This is a genomic window from Blastopirellula retiformator, assembly GCF_007859755.1.
In the GTDB taxonomy this organism is placed as follows: Bacteria; Planctomycetota; Planctomycetia; order Pirellulales; family Pirellulaceae; genus Blastopirellula; species Blastopirellula retiformator.
In genome coordinates this window covers 784,734-803,314 of sequence record NZ_SJPF01000001.1, presented here as the reverse complement: position 1 = coordinate 803,314, position 18,581 = coordinate 784,734, and the positions used below count along the sequence as shown (strand labels likewise).

Below are 18,581 nucleotides of genomic sequence, written 5' to 3'. Positions count from 1 at the left end.
GCCAACGCCTTTCGCTGGTCCGCCAACCCGCCTCCTGCCCTCAACCCCCAAAGCCCCATGAACAACTCTCGCCGCATCAACAGCGCCCTGCTGCTTGTCGCCACGATGTTGCTCGCAACCTTCCATCGCGCCGCCCTGGCCGAGCCGATTCTCCAGTGGAATTTCGATGGCCAGTCGCAACCAGGCGCCTGGACCGGAAAATACGGTGCGGCCACCGCCGGACCGCAGACGCCGCGCTATCCCAACTTCAGCGCCGACAATCAGGCCTGCCAGTTTGCCGGGCACGAAGGCGCCATCGTCGTTAAGGATCACGAGCGGGGAGGCTTCACCAACGTCCGCTTTGCCGCCGGCGATACGCTCGCCTTTGAGGCTTGGCTAAAAATCAAGTCGATCGGCAGGGGGCACAACGTTTACCTGATCGGCAAAGGCCGGCATGGCAAGCTGGGCGAACACCTCGGCGAAACCAACCAGAACTATGCCGTTCGTTTGCAAGGAACGCACGAGGAAGCTCAGCTCGGCTTCCTGTTCACCAGCCGACATCCTGAGACGAAAAAGACCGACTGGCATCGTTGGTGGAGCACCGCCGAAGTGCCGCTGACCGGCTGGCATCACGTCGCTGTCGATTACACCTTCGGCGATGGCGCCAGCCTGAAGGCCTACATCGACGGCAAGCCGACTGACGGCGTGTGGGACCTGGGCGGAGTCACCGATCTACCGCCAGTACAAGATGCCGACGATCTGGTGATCGGCGCCGGCTACAATCGCGCCGTCAGTCAATCGTTCCAGGGCTGGATGGACAGCATCGCCCTCTATCGCGAACCGCTCGATCCGGCGGAGATTGCGGAGCGATGCCAATACAATCCGCCACCGCCGCCGGTCACCCGCGAGATGATTCCGTCCGGCAAGGTGCTCGTCCAGATCAGCGAAAAGGGAGTCCCCGAATCAAACGGTTGGCCCGAAGAGCCGGAAGTGACCGAAACCTACGTCGAAGAGGTCTTCGGCCTATTCGAGTTGCCGCACAAGTACGTCGCGACCGGCGTCCGTGGAGACCGAGCCAATCCGTCGCACGTGCGAGCCTCAGCCGTCGTCACCTTCCCCGCCGGCAAACACCGCCTGCTCCTCCGGGGTCGCGGACACCAGGGGACCTGCTTCAGTTTGCTGCTGGCTGGCGGCGGCTTGAATCACCAAGGCGCCTACGGCGTGACCGACGAATTGAGCAAGAAGATGATCGAGCATCCGGTCTCCATTCCCGATTACCACGCGACGATCCACGCCGCTCTGGGCATCGATCCGTACCAAGAACTGTTTGACGGTTCCCGTCCGGTCCCGATCACCGACGGCGGCAAGCCGGTCGACGCCCTATTTTCCTAGCTTCACTCCTGGAAATGGTCCAAAATTGCGGTAGGCGACAAGTACGTTTACCTAAATCCAGTAACGACTCAATTATCCCGCTGGTTAGCGCCGTATTACGGCGAACGATCGGCACGAGTTTATAAAGCCCCCCTTTCAGAGCGCAAAAGGATTTCCATGTTCATTCGCACCCTGACGATACTCAGCCTGTTGGCCTGCTGCGCCGCGGCGTTTGCGGAAGAGTCGATCGACGTCGAACAAATGAAGTTCTTCGAATCCAAGGTTCGTCCGCTGTTGGCGTCGAAGTGCGTCACTTGTCACAACGGCGAAAAGCAAAAAGGGGACCTCCGCCTGGACTCGCTGCATGGCATGCTGCAAGGTGGCGAGAGCGGCGCCGCGGTCGTGCCGGGCAGTCCCGACGAAAGCCTATTGATCGACGCGATCAACTACACCTCGTACGAAATGCCTCCCAACGGCCAACTGAGCGAACACTCGATCGCGATTCTCACCAAATGGGTGAAGATGGGCGCCCCGTGGCCAGAAGCGGACTCCAACCTGATCCGCACCTCGGAAAAAGCGTTCACCGATGAAGACCGCAACTGGTGGGCGATCCAACCGGTCGAGGATCCGGCCGTTCCTGCCGCTGGCGAAGGGTGGGCCCGCAACGAGATCGATCACTTCGTCGCTCGCAAACTGCAAGAGACCGGCCTGAAACCGGCGCCGGAAGCGGACCGTCACGAACTGGTCCGTCGCGCTTATTTTGACCTGCATGGGCTGCCGCCGACGCCAGAGCAAGTCGCCGCATTCGTCAATGACGATCGCCCCGACGCGTGGCAACGTCTGATTCGCGAGCTGCTCGACAGTCCCCGTTATGGCGAACGCTGGGCTCAGCACTGGCTCGACGTCGTCCGCTTCGCCGAAAGCGACGGCTACAACGAGGACGCCTTCCGCCCCAGCGCCGGCGCCTATCGCGACTACGTCATCCAATCGTTCAACGACGACAAGCCGTACAACCAGTTTGTGCGAGAACAACTGGCCGGCGACGAGATTAACCCGGACGATCCCAACGTCTTCATCGGCACGTCGTACCTGCGACTGGGGATCTACGAATGGAATCAGCGGAACGCCCGGATGCACTGGGACATCATCGTTAACGAGATGACCCGCGTTACCGGCGAAGCGTTCCTTGGCATCGGCATCGGCTGCGCCCAATGCCACGATCACAAATTTGATCCGATTCTGCAGAGAGACTACTTCGGTCTGCAGGCGTTTCTCTCTTCGGTCGCTTGGCCGCTGGACCGTCAACTGGCCACCAAAGAAGAAATCGACGCCTTCAACCAGCAGCAACAGAAATGGGAAGAGGCGACGAAAGCGATCCGGGACGAAATGGCCGAGCTAACCAAAGGCGCCATGGCCAGTAACCAGAAATACATTGTTGGTCAGTTCCCCGACGACATCCAAGAGATCTACAACAAGCCGGAAGAGGAAAAGACGACCTATGAGAAACAGCTGTCGTACCTGGTCTTCCGTCAGGCCCATCGTGCGGCGATGCGTTTCGATCACGAAAAGTCGCTCAAGAGCAAACCAGAAAAGCTAGAGCGATACCAGGCGCTGCAGGAAGAGCTGAAGAAGTTCGACTCGCTCAAACCGCAGCCCCTTCCCAACGCCTTTGTGGCGTCCGACATCGGTACCGAGCCGGCGCCCACTTACCTACTGACCCGCACGACCACCGAGGAAGTGGAGCCGTCGTTCCTGGCCCTGCTGGGAGACGAAACGCCGAAGATCACGCCGACCTCTTCGACCACCGGTCGCCGGACCGCATTGGCCGACTGGATGGTTCGCGAAGAGAATCCACTCTCGACCCGGGTAATCGTCAACCGCGTTTGGCAACGTCACCTGGGCAAAGGGATCGTGCCAACGCCGAATGACTTTGGCACCCTGGGCGACCCCCCCAGCCATCCCGAACTGCTCGACTGGCTGACCAGCCGCTTTCTGGAGGAAGGCTGGCAAATCAAACCGCTGCATGAATTGATCATGAACAGCGCCACCTACCGCCAAACGGCGCGTCGCGAACCGACGGTCAAAGAGTCGAACCTCGATCCAACCAACCGCCTGCTGTGGCGTTATCCGCCGCAACGGCTTGACGCCGAGGAAGTCCGCGACGCCCAGCTGGCGATCTCCGGAGAACTGCAGCAGCGTGACGGTGGCAGCTCCGTTTCCGGCACGTCCCCTTATCGCAGCATCTTCGTCAAGAAAATGCGTAACCGCCCCGACGAGATGCTCCGCGGCTTTGACGCGCCGCTCGGCTTTGAATCAGCCTCGGAACGGATCTCGACGACCACGCCGCTGCAATCGTTGTTGTTGGTCAATGGCAAATGGAGCCTGGACCGCTCGCGGGCGTTCGCCAAGCGTCTGCTGGCCGGCAAGTCGGAACTCGCCGCGGATGACGTTCGCCAGGCGTACCAACTCGCCTACGGCCGGGCCGCCACGGACGAAGAGGTGAAAGGGGCGCTCGCTTTTGTTGGTCAGCAGGTTGCCCGCATCGAACGATCGTCGCCCACCCCGCCCAAGCCTCAAGACAAGTTTCCGAACGAAACCGGCTTGCGTCCGATCACGCAGCACTTCGGCTCGGCGAAAGACTTGCAGCTTGGCGAAAAGTCGCTCTGGATTCAGCCCGGCAGCCGCTTTGAACGCCTGCATGTTCAACAGGCCGACGACTTCGGTGATCAATTTACCGTCGAAGCGGTCGTCAACCTCGATCGGATCTACGAGGACGCCAGCGTCAACACGCTGCTGTCTCGCTGGAACAGCGGAACAAAGTCGAATGGCTGGAACATTGGCGTGACCAGCAAAAAGTCGGCCTACCATCCGCAGAACTTCATCGTGCAGTTGGTGGGACGCACCTTCCAGGATGAACCTGCGTATGAAGTGGTCGCTTCGGGATTGACGTTTCCGCTTGGCAAACCGGTTTACCTGGCGGCCGCGATCTCGGCGACTACGTCGAAAGAGAATCCGACCGCCGGCACGGTGACCTTCTATATGAAGGATCTTTCCGATCCGAACGCGAAGCTGGAAACCTCGACCGTCGAAACGTCGGTCGTCAATAAGATCCGAAACCCGGCGCTGAAGATCATCGCCGGCGGTCGCGACGCGGCCGGTCATTTGTGGGACGGGCAACTGGCCCGCCTGACGATCAGCCAAGGCGCCCTGCCCCAACAGCGATTGCTGATCGGCGACCAATCAGCCGACAGCGAACGTCTGTTGGACTGGACCTTTAACGGGACCGATGGCGAACATCCGGCGCCGCATACCGCCTGGCTGCGAACGGCGGCCAAGGAGAACAGCTCTGACGCCGACAACAAGATGCTCAGCGCGGTGACCGACTTCTGCCAGGCCCTCTTCAACTCGAACGAATTCCTGTACCTCCACTAAACGACGTGGACGGATCGCGTATCCGTCGTCGACAAGATATCGGTCGGATCACCATCCAACCAAAGGAAGCATTTCCATGAGTTGCAATAACTTCGACTATCACTACTCACGACGCGATTTCCTGTTGCAAGCCGGCGGCGGTTTCGGCGCCATGGCGTACGCCGCGCTCAGCGGTCAACCGCTGGCCGCCGCCACGACCGACAATCCGGTCGCGCAGAAGATCCCCAACCAGTTCGGTCGGGCGAAGAACGTCATCTGGCTCTTTATGGAAGGGGGTCCCAGTCACCTGGACCTGTTCGACTACAAGCCGGCGGTCAACAAGCTGGCGGGACAAACCTTGCCCGAGAGCTTCCCTCGCCCGGTGACCGCCATGGGAGAGGCGAATTCGCCGATCCTGGAGTGCAAACGGAAATGGAAACAATGTGGCGAAAGCGGACTTTGGATTTCCGACTGGCTGCCGCATCACCACGCGATCGCCGACGAACTGTGCGTGATCCGCTCGTGCGTCTCCGACGGCATCAACCATGCCGGCGGCGTCTGCCAGATGAACACCGGCGCCGTCTTTGGCGGCCGTCCTTCGCTTGGTTCGTGGGTTTCGTATGGTCTGGGAACGCCGACCGAGAGCTTGCCGACGTTTGTCGTGATGAAGGACAGCTCGGCAATGGTCGTCAACGGCGCCCGGGCCTGGGGCTCCGGCTTTATGCCTTCAGGACACCAAGGCGTGCTGTTTGAAACCGGATCGGAACCGGTTCGTAACCTGAACAACCCGGCCGGCGTCACGATGACCGAGCAACAAGGGAAGCTCGACTACATCAATCAACTGAACCGCCGCCATTATGCCGGCCGCGAGTCGAACAGCGAACTGGAAGCCCGGATCCAAAGCTACGAACTGGCCGCCCGAATGCAGGCCGACGCACCCGACGCCGTCGACGTTGACGGCGAGACCGAAGAGATCAAGAAGATGTATGGTCTCGATCAAAAGGAGACCGAAATTTACGGTCGCCAATGCCTGCTGGCCCGCCGCCTAGTCGAACGGGGCGTTCGCTTTGTGCAACTCTACTCGGGCGCCGGCAGCAAGTGGGACAGCCATAGCAACATCGAGTCGAACCACTCGCGACTTTGCCGCGGCGTCGACAAACCGATCGCCGGTCTGATCGCCGACTTGCGGCAACGCGGCATGCTGGAAGATACGCTAGTCATCTGGGGTGGCGAATTCGGCCGCACCCCGATGAGCGAAAAAGGTACCGGCCGCGATCACAACCCGACCGGCTTCACCATGTGGATGGCAGGCGGCGGCGTCAAAGCGGGCCAGACGATCGGCGCGACCGACGACCTGGGCCTCTACGCGGTCGAGGACAAGCTGCACGTCCATGACATCCACGCCACGGTGATGGGCCTGCTCGGCATGGATCACACCAAGACGATCTACATGCACAAAGGCCGCCCCGAACGGGTCGACCTGAACGAAGGCCATTTCCATCGCGACATCCTGGCTTAAGCGCTGCGATCATAGATCGCAAGACGACTTCACAATGGAATGCGTCGGTGGCAATCTCTGCCACGACGCAAGACGGAATCGCCGTTAGTATCGCTCCAGCAGCAGACGAACTTCGTCTTCTAGCTGATAGCCCTTCATCGCATCCCATTCGGCCTGTCGTACCGCCAAGAACGCCTTCGCCAGATCTGGCCCTAGGGCGTCGACCAATACCTTGTCGCTCGCGAGCCGCTCGATCGCTTCGCTTAGGTTTGCTGGCAACGTCTCGATGTTGCGACTGGCTCGCTCCACGTCCGAGAGCGAGCCCGGGTCGACTTGCACCGGCGGCGGCAACTTCAACTTTCGCTGGATTCCATCGAGCCCCGCCGCCACAACGCAACCTGCCGCCAAATACGGGTTGGCGGTCGCATCGACCGTCTTCAGTTCAAAATGAGCCGAGCCATCGCCGCTGGGGCTGCTTGGCGCCCGTATGGCGGCTTCACGATTATCCAATCCCCAGCAGCGATACGCGCCGCTCCAGAAGTGAGGCTGGAGTCGGCGATACGAATTCGGGCTTGGCGCAACCACCGCCGCCAGCGCCGGCAAATGCTCCAGCACGCCGGCGACAAACGAACAGGCGATGTCCGACAACCCGCCAGGTCCGCCCGGATCAGGAAAGACGTTCTCGCCATCGCGCCACAAGCTGAGATGCAGGTGACATCCGCAGCCCGCCTTTTCAGCGAAGACCTTGGGCAGGAAGCTTGCCTTCAGTCCATGCCTGGCCGCGCAGCCATGGACCGTCTCACGAAAGACAACCTGCCAATCGGCTGCCTGAGTCAGCGTTGTGCAGACAGCCGAGAGCTCGTGCTGGCCGGGCCCTGACTCTGGGTAGTACAACTCGATCGGCACCTTCTGCGCCAACAACGAGTCGACAATATCGTCGATCACCGGCCGGGCCAGATCCATCGCCAGCGTCGCCGCAAACAAAGTCTCGTCCGCTGGGGCGAAGCCGCCGTCTGCTGTCGGCTGCAGCAAGAAGAACTCGTTCTCGAAGCCTGCTTTGACTTCAAAGCCTGCCTGCGCCGCGTCCGCCGCAATTCGCTTTAAGAAGCTGCGTGGGCAAAGCGGCCATGGCTCTCCATCCAGCAGCAAATCCCCCATCGCCCGTGCATGCCCTGGCGCGTACGGCAACGTCGTAAGCGTCGCGAAATCGGGAACCAGCCGAATCTCACCAATCGGCCCGAGCCCAGTTTCCGGAATCACCGCGTCGTACATCGCCGGCATCGCCTGCGAGGCGGCGGTAATGCCGACGCCATGCGTGACATACTTGGCCAAACCGTTGCGGTGGATCGCCTTGCCGCGAATGATGTTGGCGTTGTCGGTCCAGACTACGCGGACGAAACGAACGTCGTCATCCAGGGTCGGTAGGGAATCACCTTTCATCGCCGCCACTCTCTATCAGTTTCGAGATTTGCAATCACCGCCACCACCACAAATAGGCGAAAAATCCCAACATCCCAACATGAACCGCAACGGCCAACCAAAAATTGATTTGAAAGCTCGTCTTCTGCGTCTTGTGCCGAAAAAACTGCTGCGCCGCCCAAGCCCCCGGCCAGCCGCCCAGGATGGCGATCAAGATCAGGTTCTTCTCCGAAATCCGCCGGCCGTCGCTCTGAGCAAGTCGTTTGTCGAGCCAATACATCGCAAAGGCGACGATGCTGGTGATGGCGACAAGCAGTAGATAGTAGAGGATGGCCGTGAACATCAGGATCTCGTGCAAGCCGTGGGAAAGTCAGCGTTTTAGCATGCGTCCCCCGGAAAGGCCACCTTACTTCGGCAAGCACGCAGATTGTCCGCAGTCGCCGCAGGCGGCGATTATTGCCTGGCGATCAAAGGAAATCAGCGATACCTGCACCAGTCGATTCGCGATCACTTCGTCGCCGCGATGGAAGTCGACTTCAAGAAGCTGAAAGTTCATCGTCACGAAACGCACGAGAAAGGGCATGGCCGCGAAGAGTCGCGCTACTATTATCTCTGCCCGATCGATGCGGATGATTTTCCGTACGCGAGCAAGTGGAAGAGCCTGAAGGCGATCGGCATGACGATTAACATCGTCAAGCAAAACGGCAAAGAGACAAGCGACGTCCGCTACTATATCGTTAGCAAATACCTCACGGGCAAACGCTTCGCCGAAGCGGTCCGCGGTCACTGGGGTATCGAGAATTCGCTCCACTGGCAACTCGACGTAACGTTCGGCGAGGACCAAAGCCGCATCCGCAAAGGAAACGCCGACATCAACTTCAGCCTGCTGCGAAGAACGAGTTTGAGCCTCTTGAAGAACAACAAAACGGCCAAGGTGGGTGTGAAGAACAAGCGGCTAAAAGCGGGGCGGAACGACGCCTATCTGCTGGAAGTGTTGCTGGCGACGTGATTTATGGTGCGATCGCCGTGCCGTGGGCTATCATCCGAAACTACCACAGCGATCCTCAATGCGTTGGCGAGCCAACCGGCCTATCCCGGCTCGCGTCCATCCATTAGTTCTGCCTCTAATCGCCCACTTTGATCCAATGAACCGGCCTATCGAAAACGGCTTCAGTCGGCTCCGGCAGAAGTCGGTCTGCTGCTTCCCAAAGATCGTCCATCTTCAGGTTCTTTCGCTTGAATCGCGCACGGTCACCTGCGTCAGTATACCGATCAAGAGTCCGCTCAATCTCGACTCCTTCCTTGTATCTGATGACCTCGTAGTAACCAGCCGTTGTCTGACCGAACAGTGCCAAAGCCTCGCCGGCTTTCGAGAGCATTGTCGCAAGAGAATCGTGGTACCGAAACACCTCGTCAGCGTCACCGGAAAAGATCCAGTAGTCGTCGACGTCAATAAATCCGATTGCGCCATCGCCGGCGTTGCAGCGAGAGAAAAGTCCCTTCGCCGTGCCGACCGACTCGAAGTTCCGTCCGAAGACCTCATCAACAATGTCTTTCCCTGGCCCTGGTCCTCCGCAGACGAAATATAGCGTTGCCATGCGTCTCCAATTGTCGGCGAATGTCTATAATCACCCGGCCGCGACGAGCGATTCTCCATTGAAAAAACACCGACTTCGCGACTCGGCGTGCATCGCTTCGTTCTGCCATCTTCGTGCGGTGAATATCAACTTGAGGCGAAAACGAGTGACTCTGTAAAGTGTTTCGGAAGGTCCGACGTGCCCCCCCCATCAATCGCTCCAGATCGGCATCGTATTCGATCTTTCCGAGAGCTATTGTCAAATATCGTGTTCTGAATTCCTGAACTAGGCGGCCTTATCCTGCAGGATTCCGTCTTGGAAGGAACGTCCTTCCAAGACAAGCGCGAGCTTTTCGCAGCAGTTCAATTTTCTCCATTTCCTCGAAGCGGATTGGGCCAGTTTGAACATCATGGTTAGGCTGGCTCGCCGGGTTCCGTTGCCTTTGGTGCGGCGATGACGTAGGCGGATGGTGGCGAACGTCGATTCGATCGGGTTGGTGGTTCGCAGGTGGCCCCAATGCTCGGCCGGGAAGTCGTAGAACGTCAGCAGCACGTCGCGATCTTTCTGCAGGCACTCGCAAGCCGCGGGATACTTCGCCTTGTATTTTTCCAGGAACTCGTCGAACGACTTCTCCGCAGTTTGCTTCGTTTCCGCCTGCCAGATTTCGTGTAAGTCGGCTTTCGCTTTCGGCTGCACGCTCTTTGGCATTTTGTTCAAGACGTTCGCCGTCTTGTGAACCCAGCAGCGTTGCTCTTGCGTTTCGGGAAAGACTTTCCGCAGCGCCGCCCAAAAGCCGAGCGCGCCGTCGCCGACCGCGATCTTTGGAGCCATCGCCAGACCGCGTTGGTTTAAGTCGACCAACAGCTCGTACCAGCTCTGTTCGCTCTCGCGATAACCATCAAGCACCGCGATCAATTCTTTTTGGCCATCGGCGGTCGCTCCCATTAGCACCAGCAGGCACTGTTTTTTGTTGGCGTCGTCTTCCAACCGCACCTTGGCGTGAATGCCGTCGGCCCAGACGTAAACGTAGTGCTTGTCCGATAACTCACGCTTGCTCCACTCGTCATATTCTGCGCCCCATTGCTCTTTCAACCGAACGACAACGTTGGCGCTGTGAAGTGGACCCCAGTTTTCGGACCACGGGAGCGAGTTGCTTAGGTGGGTACCTTGGCTCCCCGTCGCTGGCTGGTGTGGACCGCCCATGGGGTTCGATTGCCCAGCGACTGATGAGGACGTTCGTGGCTATAGAATTTGAAATACCGAGTCAGTCCTTTCTGACAATCGGCGCCTGACTCGTAATGCTTGAGGTAGATGTCTTCGTATTTCACGCTTCTCCATAACCTTTCGATGAAAACGTTGTCCAACGCCCGGCCGCGACCGTCCATGCTGATCTCGATCGCGCTGGACTTCAATCGATCCGTATACTGGCGACTGGTGAATTGAGCTCCTTGATCCGTGTTGAAAATCTCCGGCGTTCCTTGATCCAACGCCTCGTCCAAGGCGGCTACGCAGAACTCGACGTCCATGCTGTTCGACAATCGCCACGACAAAACGTAACGGCTGAACCAATCCATCACCGCGACCAGATACAGATATCCATGCCGCATCGGAATGTACGTGACGTCGCTCGACCAAACCTGATTCGGGCGGTTGATCACCACGTCTCTCAGCAGGTACGGATAAATTGGATGATGCGGCGCTGGTCGACTTGTGGAAGGTCCCGGCGCGAGCCCTTTGAGCCCCATAATTCGCATCAAACGCTGGGTTCGCTTCCGATTGACGGCGAAGCCTTGCTGATGCAAAAAGGTGGTCATGTTGCGGCTGCCCCAGAAAGGCGTCTGGAGGTACTGCTTGTCGATCCTTTGCATCAAGTCGAGGTTTTCCGCCGTCTCGGGAACCGGTTCGTAGTACAACTGCGAGCGTTGAACGCCCAGCAGTTGACACTGCCTGCGAACGCTGAGTTTCGGGTGACCATGGTCGATCCATCGCAGCGCCTCGTCACGAGTTCTCGGCAACTTTTTTTTTGAGCCACTCCAGCTCGACCTTCAGTCGTCCGATCTGCTCATACAACTCGGCCGGATCGGGCTCATCGCTCTTGGCAGGCTTCGCGCTGCCCCCTTCAAAGGCCTGCTCGGCCCCATTCAGCAGCTGCTTCTTCCAGAGCGTGACCTGGTTCGGGTGGACCTTAAATTGCAAAGCTATCTCGTTGATCGTCTTCAGCCCGCGAACCGCTTCGAGAGCCACCTTGGCCTTAAACGCCGCATCAAACCGCCGCCGCTTTCGCGCCATCTGAATTCTCCTGATGACGCCACGATATCCTCTCTGGAGAGTCGAAGAAATCCACCTTAACCCGTGGTCCGAAAACTGGGGTCCACTTCAAGCGAGTGTGAAGCATGGGCATGTCGTAGCCAGTGGCACGATACGGCTTTTTCAATCCCAGCACGCTCCGCAGCTTTACGCACGATCCGCCAAATCTGGCACTCGGATAGGTGACCTTTCTTCCGGCTACGGAAAACGGGTGATTCGCCTGAGTCATCACCACGCAACACCACAAGTTGAACCCAGACCGCCGCAGGCATCAAAACCGAATTGGTCTTCCCGCCCTTGGCAAAGACTGTGATTTGACCAGCTTCATCACGGCTTTGCAGGTGCTTCCATTTCAAAGCCGCTACTTCACTCACCCGAAAGCCACCAGCATAGAAGGTGAGAAGGATGGCTTTGTTGCGTGGGTTGTTTTCCAGGGCGATCATTCGCAGGACTTCGGTCTCTTCCAAGATTCGTTCCGCTAGTTCATTCGGAAACGAAGGAAGTGGCCTGCCCCCTTTTTCTGTACCAAGCCTTATGAAAGATCGGTTTGGGAAACAGGTAACGATTGGGTGGGGTCGCTGTGCCGCTGCAGCGGAAGGAGCGCAGCGACTGGAGTGGAAGCGGCACAGCGACGCGCGAACTCGGACGGGGTCAGGTAGCCCAAGCTGCTGTGCGGGCGTCGCTCGTTGAAGTCTTCTCGCCAGGCCCGAGCTTTGATCCTCGCGTCCTCCTCGTTCCGCAGGTCGGTCTGGTGCAGGTACTCATCACGTAGGCGACTATTGAAGCTTTCGCAAAAGCCGTTTTGCCACGGCGAGCCTGGCTCGATGTACAGCACCTCGACGCCGATCAGCACCAGCCACGTCTTGATCGCGCACGAGATGAACTCTGGGCCGTTGTCGCAGCGAATTCGCTTCGGCACGCCATGCATCGAGAAGAGTTCGGCCAGCGTATCGATCGCATCTTCGCTTGTGATGCTGCGGCCCACTTTGATCGTCAGGCACTGCCGCGTGTACTCGTCGACGATGTTCAAAAAGCGGATCGTTCGCCCGTCGATCGTCGACGACTGAATGAAATCCCACGTCCAAACGTCATGCATGAAGCTGGCCGGCTGCACGTGGCAAGCGTTCGTTGAAACGCCGGTCGCCCGCTTTTTCCGGCGTTTTTGCGGAACTTTCAGCCCGGCCGCTTTCCAGAGTCGGTGCATCTTTTTCATGTTCAAGGTTTCCCCCTCGCGTCGCAACAGCTGACAGATCTGGCGATAGCCCCAACGCGGACGCTCGCGCACCAGCTCCAAAATTCGCTTGGTCAGGCGGGCGTCTTCGTCCCTCGGCTTCCCCTCAAATCGCTGGCTCGATCGAGGCAGATCGAGCACGCGACAGGCCCGCCGCTCGGAGACCGAATAGTTCTCCTGAAGCTGCTTGACCGCCTCGCGGCGCGACTGAGGGGTGGTCAGTTTCCCTTGGCGATCTCCTTCAGCATCGAGATGTCGAGCGCTTGATCGGCGATGATCCGTTTCAGCCGGTTGTTCTCTTCTTCGAGCGATTTCAGCCGCTTCGCCTCTTCGCTCTTCATGCCGCCGTACTGCGTTCGCCAACGGCTGAGCGTCGCCTCGCTCACTTCCAACGCCTGAAGCACTTCGCCAACGCTCTTGCCAGCCGCCAACATGGCGTCCGCGTCCCGCAACTTCTTGATGATCTGTTCGGCCGAATGCCGACGTCGCTTCTTACTCATAAAAAATCCTTCGCCAGAATTTTGGCTCTGGATCTTTCATAACGAATGGATCAGGATTTGGGGAGCACTCCACTGAAGCCGATGTTCGATGCCACGCCAGATGATCCGTTTCCGCAGGAGCGAAAGACAGGTGGCGGCGGAAGACTTCGTCGCTCCGTTGGTGAGAAGATCATCCAGCTTGCGGACGAAGGGATTAAGCGAAACGACATTGCAAAGAAGCTCAAAATCTCGGTTGCGACCGTCTACCGCTACCTCGCCAAAGAGCGGAACAAATGACCGTGTCGTTGCGGTTCTATGGGACACAAGCCGCACAACAATGGGACACCAAATCCTTGTGTTTATGGGACAATTGAAGAATTGTGTCCCATAGAAGCGGTTTTGATGAGTGGTCGGAATCGTCGTAAACCAAACGAAAACAGCCACTTGCGTGTCAGGCAAGTGGCTGTTTGTTGATGGAGGCGGCGGGATTTGAACCCGCGTCCCGCGACATTTCCATGCAAGCTTCTACGTGTGTAGTCGACTATTTGAATTTCGCTGAGGAAGGCTCCAATCGACGGGATACTTCCTCAACTAGCAAAGAACTTTATTTAGTCCTCAGCGTGCTTTGCGTGACTGAAGACGAGTCGGAATTGGCGACCGGCTTTCAGATCTCTCCGACAAAGACCTTCAACCGGCAAGCTAACCTAGTAAACTAGGCAGCAAGAGCGAGAGTGTTATTCTCGGCAATTATAGTTGTAGTCAGCTTTTAACGAGGCCCACTGACCAACCTCGACACGCCACTTACACTTCAGACTATCCGGTCGATTCCAATTCGCCCCCTGAAGCGCAAGAGTACCGCCTGGTAAGACGGCAACTTCCTGATTTTCGACATTCCGCCCGGCTCAACTTGAACCGAGACTCCTGCCGAATCCTCTCTATTCTACGTCGCCCGGGGGGGAGAAGGTTCTCGCCCGGCGACGTAAACTGTTATGATAACTCGGTTTCCACTCCAAAGATAGCGGCCCCGCAGCGCGACAGTTCGTCTCCCATGCAAAAATCGCTGTTTGAAATCGACGCCAGACCCCGCGAGAACTTCTATTTCGATCGCGGGCTCTTTCTGCTGCCGGGGCATATCGGTCTCGATGTCCGCCGGCGGCAGCAGTTCGGCTTCATTTCGCACGCCCACATGGATCACTCGGCCCGGCACCAGACCGTCCTTTGCACGCCGGAGACTGCGGCCCTGGTCCGGCACCGGATTGGCGAAACGACCTACCGCGAAATGCCGCTGGGCCAACCGTTCGAGTTTCGCGGCACGCGGCTCACTCCGCTGTCAGCCGGGCACGTGCTTGGCTCGGCGATGCTGCTGGCCGAAACCGACGAAGGCTCGGTCCTCTATACCGGCGACTATCGGCTCGGCCAGTCGTACACCGCCGGCCAGGCTGATCTGCCGCACTCCGACATCCTGGTGATGGAGTGCACTTTCGGCGATCCCTTTTACCGCTTGCCCCCGCGTAGCGAAACGATCGCCCAGTTTGTCGAACTGGTCGAAAAGTCGCTCCGCCGCGGCGCGACGCCGATGATCCACGCCTACGTCCTGGGGAAGGCCCAGGAGGTGACCAAGATCTTGACCGAGCATGGGATCCGCGTCCAACAACCCCAGGCGGTCTACGACATCAGTCAAATCTATACTGAATGCGGTTGCGATCTGGGCCACTTTGAACTGTACGACGGCCGGCCGAAACCGGGGCATGCGATCGTGACGGCGCCCCGATCGCAGCGGGGCTGCGATGTGCGAGGAGTCGTCCACGCCGAACGGTTCGCCATGACCGGCTGGGGCTGGAATCCGCGCTTGGCGGCGCGCTATCGGTGCGACCATGTGATTCCCCTATCTGATCACGCTGACTATGGCGAACTGCTTGAAACGATTGAGCAAGTCGCGCCGCAGCGAATCTACTGCACGCACGGCCCCAAAAAGTTTGTCGACGATCTGCTTCGCCGCGGCCACCAGGCCTATTGGCTTGGTTAGCGATCCCCTACCCTTTCACGCTGCTGATCTACAACCTGACGTAACCTCCTCTCGCTGAGTACCGACCATGCGTAACGCCGCTCTCTTCTCAATCTGCACGTTGTTCTGTCTAACGGCCCTGGCCGGAGCCCAGCCGCCCGACACCGAGGCCAACCGCCAAATCGTGCAGCGCAACTACCTGATAATGCCCGAGCCGCCGCTCGGTTTCAGCACCACGAAAACGCCGATCATCACCGGCGACCAATTCACCGGCTTCCAGGTCGAAGTATCCCGCGAAGGGGTCAGCGGCGAAGTGTTGGTCACGATCACGCTCGACGTCCCCAAAACCAATGCCGACAAGATCGCCGAGGTCAAAAAGTACGTCGACCAGGCCGAGCAAACAATGGGCCAGCTCAACTTCCAGGTCGCCAAGAAAACGATTCCGGACCTGACGACGTACGATTTTTCGAAGCCGCTGTTTCTCGATCTCGAATACAAAAACGCCGACGGCGTCTCGAAATTCGTCCGCGAACGAATCTTCTTCACCAGCTACACGACCGTTCTGATGATCGTCGCCAGTAAAGAAGAAGGCCTAGAGCTGCTAACCCGCTGGGCCGCTGCGGTCAAACCTGTTCAGTAAAGCAGTAGTAACCCGAGGCGCAAGCCGAGGGAAAAGCGGCCACAAGCGCACCGGCAGGACTGGACCGCCGATGCGCGTTTTTTTGCGCCAGGAAAACTGGACCACTGGCGCGCGTTTTTTTGATTCCTAGTGGACTGGACTGTTTTCTTTTTTCTGACGGTTCTTCGTGTTCGTGACATCGGGGCGTTTGTCTTCGGAAGGCACGGCCTGCCCTACGCGGACTGGACTGCCTACGTTCGTTTTTTTCTTCATGCGGCTGGTCGATGAGCGGCCGCTTTCCCTCGACTCGCGCCTCGGGCTACGATCGTGGTGGACTGGACCAGTTGCGTTCATTTTTTCATGCCGGAAGGGACTGGACTGCGGCGCAGTTTTTTCGCGTCGCGAGCCATCGACCGGAAACGCGTGACTAGTTCGCTTCCGAATGGAAAGTGGACTCGAGATCGATTTTTTTCGCCGACCAGTGCTCCATCCTCGCACGGGCAATCGCCCCTCTCTATCATCCTATCTGCGCTCATCTGCGGTTCCATCGTCACGGATCCGCAGATAGTGGTTTGCTTGCGGTAATCGATCAAAATTCCGTGCGCTTTGTCAACCATTTTTATCGGTGAACAATCGGGGCTGCCTGCGGTTGGAATTAGGTCGTTAATTCCACCAGCGCTTTGAGGCTGACCATGCACCCGCGAACTGTTGTCGCCGGCTACTTGTTTTTGCAATCGGCGGCGACGGCTGCGTGGTGGTTGCTGTTGTGCCTGGTTCCGGCGTCGGCCGCCTGGTTTCAACCGGCTGTCTGGCCGCGCGAGACGCTGCTCGGGTTCTGGCTCGGCGATCTTCTGCTGCTGGTCGTCGGCTCGCTGGTGGCGGCGATTTTTGTGCTGCGGGAAGCGACTCATGCCCGGCTGGCGGTCTGGGGATTGGCGGCGGCGGCCTGGTATCCGGCGCTGACCTGCGTGGGAGTGAGCCTGATGACCGGCGAAGCCTGGATCGCGGCAGGGCTGATGGTTGGGCTGGCCGGCATGACGCTGTCGATGGCGACGATTTACGGCACGCCAGAACAAACGCCGGCGCTCTTTCGCGCGACCCCGCTCGCCAGTCGATCGGCTCTGCTCTGGATGACGCTGCAGACGGTCATCTTCTGGGCGGCGCTGCTGGCCATTGTTCCGGCGGCGATTGTCGAACTGGAGCACCGCCTGGGCCTTACGGCGTTTCAGTTGCCTGGCCAATCGATCTTTGGCCCCATCTTGTTTATGCTGGGAGCTTCGATCGGTCTCTCGAGTTCCGTCCTGATGGCGACGATCGGCAAAGGGACGCCGCTGCCAACGGCGGCCGCTCCAGTGTTGGTCATCACCGGTCCCTATCGCTATGTTCGTAACCCGATGGCGATCGCCGGGATCTCGCAGGCGATTGCGGTGGGCATGTTCCTGGGCAGCTTTGGGGTGATCGCCTATGCCTTGGCCGGCGCCGTGATCTGGCACCTGACGGTTCGCCCGGTCGAAGAAGCCGATCTAAAGCAACGCTTTGGCGCAGCGTATGAGCGTTATCAGCGCAACGTCGGCCTTTGGATTCCGCGTAGGTCAGGCCTTGGCCTGAGGGATCCGCTGCGATGCTCGATAGCAGCGCAGCGTCAGGCCGAGGCCTGACCTACAGAAACAGTGCAGCGCAAGACGGAGCCACGCCGATTCAGCCTGCGCCTCTGGGGTCCTTAGAAACTCGTCAAACGACCGCTCGGCGTTGTCGCCGTAGGCCGCCGCGATATCCGCGGCGGTCCTACCACGGTGATCGGCGATGTTGAGGTCGGCTCCCAGTTCCAGGTAAACCCCAACGGTCGTCCAGTCAATTTCTGCCCGATTCATCTGAATCGTTCCGTCGATCGCCATGTCCACGGCCTGATGCAATGGCGTGGAACCATCATGTTCGTCCTGAAGATTGACGTCGGCGCCAGCGGCTACCAGGGCGCGGACAATTTCGCCGGTCTCATCATGCTCGCCAGCGAGCCTGAGGGGAGACCAACCACCGTTGGTACCTGGAATATTCGGATTAGCGCCAGCGCCTAGCAATCGCTGAACCGCGTCGAGGTCCTGCCGCCAAACCGCACTACCAAGCGCGTCTTCCAGCGATTCAGGCGGCTCCTCCATAGCGCGTTCCCACTCTCTTGCTTGCGGGGCTCGCGCCTCGGGCTACTATTTTGTGGACTTCTTCGCCAGCTCGATCGACGCTTCTAGCTGCTTGGTCCACAGAGCTTCCAGCTGTTTCGCCTTCTCGGGATTCTGCGACGCCAGGTTGCTCGACTCGGCCCGGTCGACGCTTAGGTCGTACAGTTCCCACGCGTCCCCTTCGGCGGCGACCAGTTTCCAGTTGCCGACGCGGATGGCGCGGTTTCCTTCGTGCAGCCACCAGATGTAGTCGCGGTCGATCGTCACGTCTTTGGCGAGCGCCGGTACCAGACTCTTGCCGGGCGCGGCGGGAATGGTTTCGCCTTCCCACTCGGCCGGTTTTTCGGCGCCGACCGTTTCTAGAATCGTCGGGACGATGTCGATCACGTGGGCTGGCGTGTTGCGGAGTTCGCCGCGGGCTTTGATGCCGCTCGGCCAATGGGCGATCAGCGGCGTGCTGATTCCCCCTTCATGCACCCAAGTCTTGTGGCGACGAAACGGCGTGTTGGCGGCG

At 58.9% G+C, this 18,581-nt stretch carries 15 protein-coding genes, 1 other RNA gene and 3 pseudogenes (1 of these 19 only partly in view); 8 read left to right on the top strand and 11 right to left on the bottom strand.

Features of this window, described 5'->3' with window-relative positions; translation table 11 throughout:
• Positions 1 to 57: 57 nt before the first annotated feature.
• The 3 genes from Enr8_RS25945 to Enr8_RS03270 all read left to right on the top strand — a co-directional run bounded on the left by Enr8_RS25945 (position 58) and on the right by Enr8_RS03270 (position 6,280).
• Positions 58 to 1,371, top strand: a complete 1,314-nt coding sequence (locus tag Enr8_RS25945; protein WP_246119931.1) for a LamG domain-containing protein — start codon at positions 58 to 60, stop codon at positions 1,369 to 1,371.
• Positions 1,372 to 1,527: 156 nt separating this feature from the next.
• Positions 1,528 to 4,782, top strand: a complete 3,255-nt coding sequence (locus tag Enr8_RS03275) for a PSD1 and planctomycete cytochrome C domain-containing protein (RefSeq protein ID WP_146429176.1) — start codon at positions 1,528 to 1,530, stop codon at positions 4,780 to 4,782.
• A 76-nt stretch (positions 4,783 to 4,858) separates the two neighbouring features.
• Positions 4,859 to 6,280: a DUF1501 domain-containing protein gene (locus tag Enr8_RS03270; RefSeq protein WP_146429175.1), complete on the top strand. Its 1,422-nt coding sequence runs from the start codon at positions 4,859 to 4,861 to the stop codon at positions 6,278 to 6,280.
• 84 nt (positions 6,281 to 6,364) lie between these two features.
• Here the strand turns inward: Enr8_RS03270 and Enr8_RS03265 are convergent, their stop codons facing one another.
• A complete protein-coding gene (locus tag Enr8_RS03265; RefSeq protein ID WP_146429174.1) occupies positions 6,365 to 7,699 on the bottom strand; it encodes a glutamine synthetase family protein in 1,335 nt (444 codons plus the stop codon).
• 34 nt (positions 7,700 to 7,733) lie between these two features.
• Positions 7,734 to 8,021 carry a DUF1294 domain-containing protein gene (locus Enr8_RS03260; protein WP_146429173.1) on the bottom strand — a complete coding sequence of 96 codons (288 nt, stop codon included), beginning with the start codon at positions 8,019 to 8,021 and terminating at the stop codon, positions 7,734 to 7,736.
• 93 nt (positions 8,022 to 8,114) lie between these two features.
• On the opposite strand from Enr8_RS03260, the pseudogene Enr8_RS03255 reads away from it, so the two are divergent.
• Positions 8,115 to 8,687: pseudogene (locus Enr8_RS03255) on the top strand (ISAs1 family transposase); the annotation flags it as partial.
• 115 nt (positions 8,688 to 8,802) lie between these two features.
• On the opposite strand, the gene Enr8_RS03250 reads toward Enr8_RS03255, so the two are convergent.
• From Enr8_RS03250 to Enr8_RS25940, 6 genes and pseudogenes are all read right to left on the bottom strand, one after another.
• Positions 8,803 to 9,276 (bottom strand): hypothetical protein, encoded by a 474-nt coding sequence (locus Enr8_RS03250; protein ID WP_146429172.1) that lies wholly within the window; start codon positions 9,274 to 9,276, stop codon positions 8,803 to 8,805.
• A gap of 264 nt (positions 9,277 to 9,540) precedes the next feature.
• Positions 9,541 to 10,368 (bottom strand): annotated as a pseudogene (locus Enr8_RS03245) (IS256 family transposase); the annotation flags it as partial.
• Positions 10,369 to 10,409: 41 nt separating this feature from the next.
• Positions 10,410 to 11,544, bottom strand: a protein-coding gene (locus Enr8_RS03240) for an IS3 family transposase (protein ID WP_146429171.1) whose coding sequence is annotated in 2 segments (ribosomal slippage) — positions 10,410 to 11,262 and positions 11,261 to 11,544 — 1,137 coding nt in all. Because the reading frame shifts where the segments join, the coding sequence is not laid out codon by codon here.
• A 56-nt stretch (positions 11,545 to 11,600) separates the two neighbouring features.
• Complete coding sequence (locus Enr8_RS03235; protein ID WP_246119930.1) at positions 11,601 to 12,029, bottom strand: tyrosine-type recombinase/integrase; 429 nt, start codon at positions 12,027 to 12,029, stop codon at positions 11,601 to 11,603.
• Between the two features lie 65 nt (positions 12,030 to 12,094).
• Positions 12,095 to 13,156, bottom strand: coding sequence for an IS3 family transposase (locus tag Enr8_RS03230; protein ID WP_246119929.1), 1,062 nt, complete (start codon positions 13,154 to 13,156; stop codon positions 12,095 to 12,097).
• Positions 13,126 to 13,227, bottom strand: a pseudogene (locus Enr8_RS25940) (transposase); the annotation flags it as partial. The gene Enr8_RS03230 and the pseudogene Enr8_RS25940, both read right to left, overlap by 31 nt.
• A 147-nt stretch (positions 13,228 to 13,374) precedes the next feature.
• Between Enr8_RS25940 and Enr8_RS03225 the strand changes: the two are divergent.
• Positions 13,375 to 13,569, top strand: a complete 195-nt coding sequence (locus tag Enr8_RS03225; protein ID WP_186767407.1) for a helix-turn-helix domain-containing protein — start codon at positions 13,375 to 13,377, stop codon at positions 13,567 to 13,569.
• Between the two features lie 174 nt (positions 13,570 to 13,743).
• Here Enr8_RS03225 and ssrA read toward each other — a convergent pair.
• Positions 13,744 to 14,112, bottom strand: a transfer-messenger RNA (tmRNA) gene (gene ssrA / locus Enr8_RS03220).
• Between the two features lie 208 nt (positions 14,113 to 14,320).
• Here ssrA and Enr8_RS03215 point away from each other — a divergent pair.
• The 3 genes from Enr8_RS03215 to Enr8_RS03205 all read left to right on the top strand — a co-directional run bounded on the left by Enr8_RS03215 (position 14,321) and on the right by Enr8_RS03205 (position 17,554).
• Positions 14,321 to 15,298 carry an MBL fold metallo-hydrolase RNA specificity domain-containing protein gene (locus Enr8_RS03215; protein WP_146429169.1) on the top strand — a complete coding sequence of 326 codons (978 nt, stop codon included), beginning with the start codon at positions 14,321 to 14,323 and terminating at the stop codon, positions 15,296 to 15,298.
• A 67-nt stretch (positions 15,299 to 15,365) separates the two neighbouring features.
• Positions 15,366 to 15,917, top strand: coding sequence for a hypothetical protein (locus Enr8_RS03210; protein ID WP_146429168.1), 552 nt, complete (start codon positions 15,366 to 15,368; stop codon positions 15,915 to 15,917).
• Between the two features lie 671 nt (positions 15,918 to 16,588).
• On the top strand, positions 16,589 to 17,554 hold the full coding sequence (locus Enr8_RS03205; RefSeq protein ID WP_146429167.1) for a methyltransferase family protein: 966 nt from the start codon (positions 16,589 to 16,591) through the stop codon (positions 17,552 to 17,554).
• Here the strand turns inward: Enr8_RS03205 and Enr8_RS03200 are convergent.
• The gene (locus Enr8_RS03200; RefSeq protein WP_146429166.1) at positions 17,489 to 18,049 is read right to left on the bottom strand and encodes an ankyrin repeat domain-containing protein; all 561 of its coding nucleotides are present in this window, start codon (positions 18,047 to 18,049) and stop codon (positions 17,489 to 17,491) included. The genes Enr8_RS03205 and Enr8_RS03200 overlap by 66 nt on opposite strands.
• 45 nt (positions 18,050 to 18,094) lie before the next feature.
• Positions 18,095 to 18,581 carry the 3' end of an arylsulfatase gene (locus Enr8_RS03195; RefSeq protein WP_246119928.1) on the bottom strand. 1,013 nt of this gene lie beyond the right edge of the window, so the window shows 487 of its 1,500 coding nt (coding positions 1,014-1,500); its start codon lies off the right edge, out of view; it ends in the stop codon at positions 18,095 to 18,097.

What these genes read in the sequence shown, in the direction of transcription:
- Enr8_RS25945 (WP_246119931.1), top strand. Translation starts at nt 58, where the DNA reads ATGAACAACTCTCGCCGCATCAACAGCGCCCTGCTGCTTGTCGCCACG.
- Enr8_RS03275 (WP_146429176.1), top strand. Translation starts at nt 1,528, where the DNA reads ATGTTCATTCGCACCCTGACGATACTCAGCCTGTTGGCCTGCTGCGCC.
- Enr8_RS03270 (WP_146429175.1), top strand. Translation starts at nt 4,859, where the DNA reads ATGAGTTGCAATAACTTCGACTATCACTACTCACGACGCGATTTCCTG.
- Enr8_RS03265 (WP_146429174.1), bottom strand. Translation starts at nt 7,699, where the DNA reads ATGAAAGGTGATTCCCTACCGACCCTGGATGACGACGTTCGTTTCGTC.
- Enr8_RS03260 (WP_146429173.1), bottom strand. Translation starts at nt 8,021, where the DNA reads ATGTTCACGGCCATCCTCTACTATCTACTGCTTGTCGCCATCACCAGC.
- Enr8_RS03250 (WP_146429172.1), bottom strand. Translation starts at nt 9,276, where the DNA reads ATGGCAACGCTATATTTCGTCTGCGGAGGACCAGGGCCAGGGAAAGAC.
- Enr8_RS03225 (WP_186767407.1), top strand. Translation starts at nt 13,375, where the DNA reads ATGTTCGATGCCACGCCAGATGATCCGTTTCCGCAGGAGCGAAAGACA.
- Enr8_RS03215 (WP_146429169.1), top strand. Translation starts at nt 14,321, where the DNA reads ATGCAAAAATCGCTGTTTGAAATCGACGCCAGACCCCGCGAGAACTTC.
- Enr8_RS03210 (WP_146429168.1), top strand. Translation starts at nt 15,366, where the DNA reads ATGCGTAACGCCGCTCTCTTCTCAATCTGCACGTTGTTCTGTCTAACG.
- Enr8_RS03205 (WP_146429167.1), top strand. Translation starts at nt 16,589, where the DNA reads ATGCACCCGCGAACTGTTGTCGCCGGCTACTTGTTTTTGCAATCGGCG.
- Enr8_RS03200 (WP_146429166.1), bottom strand. Translation starts at nt 18,049, where the DNA reads ATGGAGGAGCCGCCTGAATCGCTGGAAGACGCGCTTGGTAGTGCGGTT.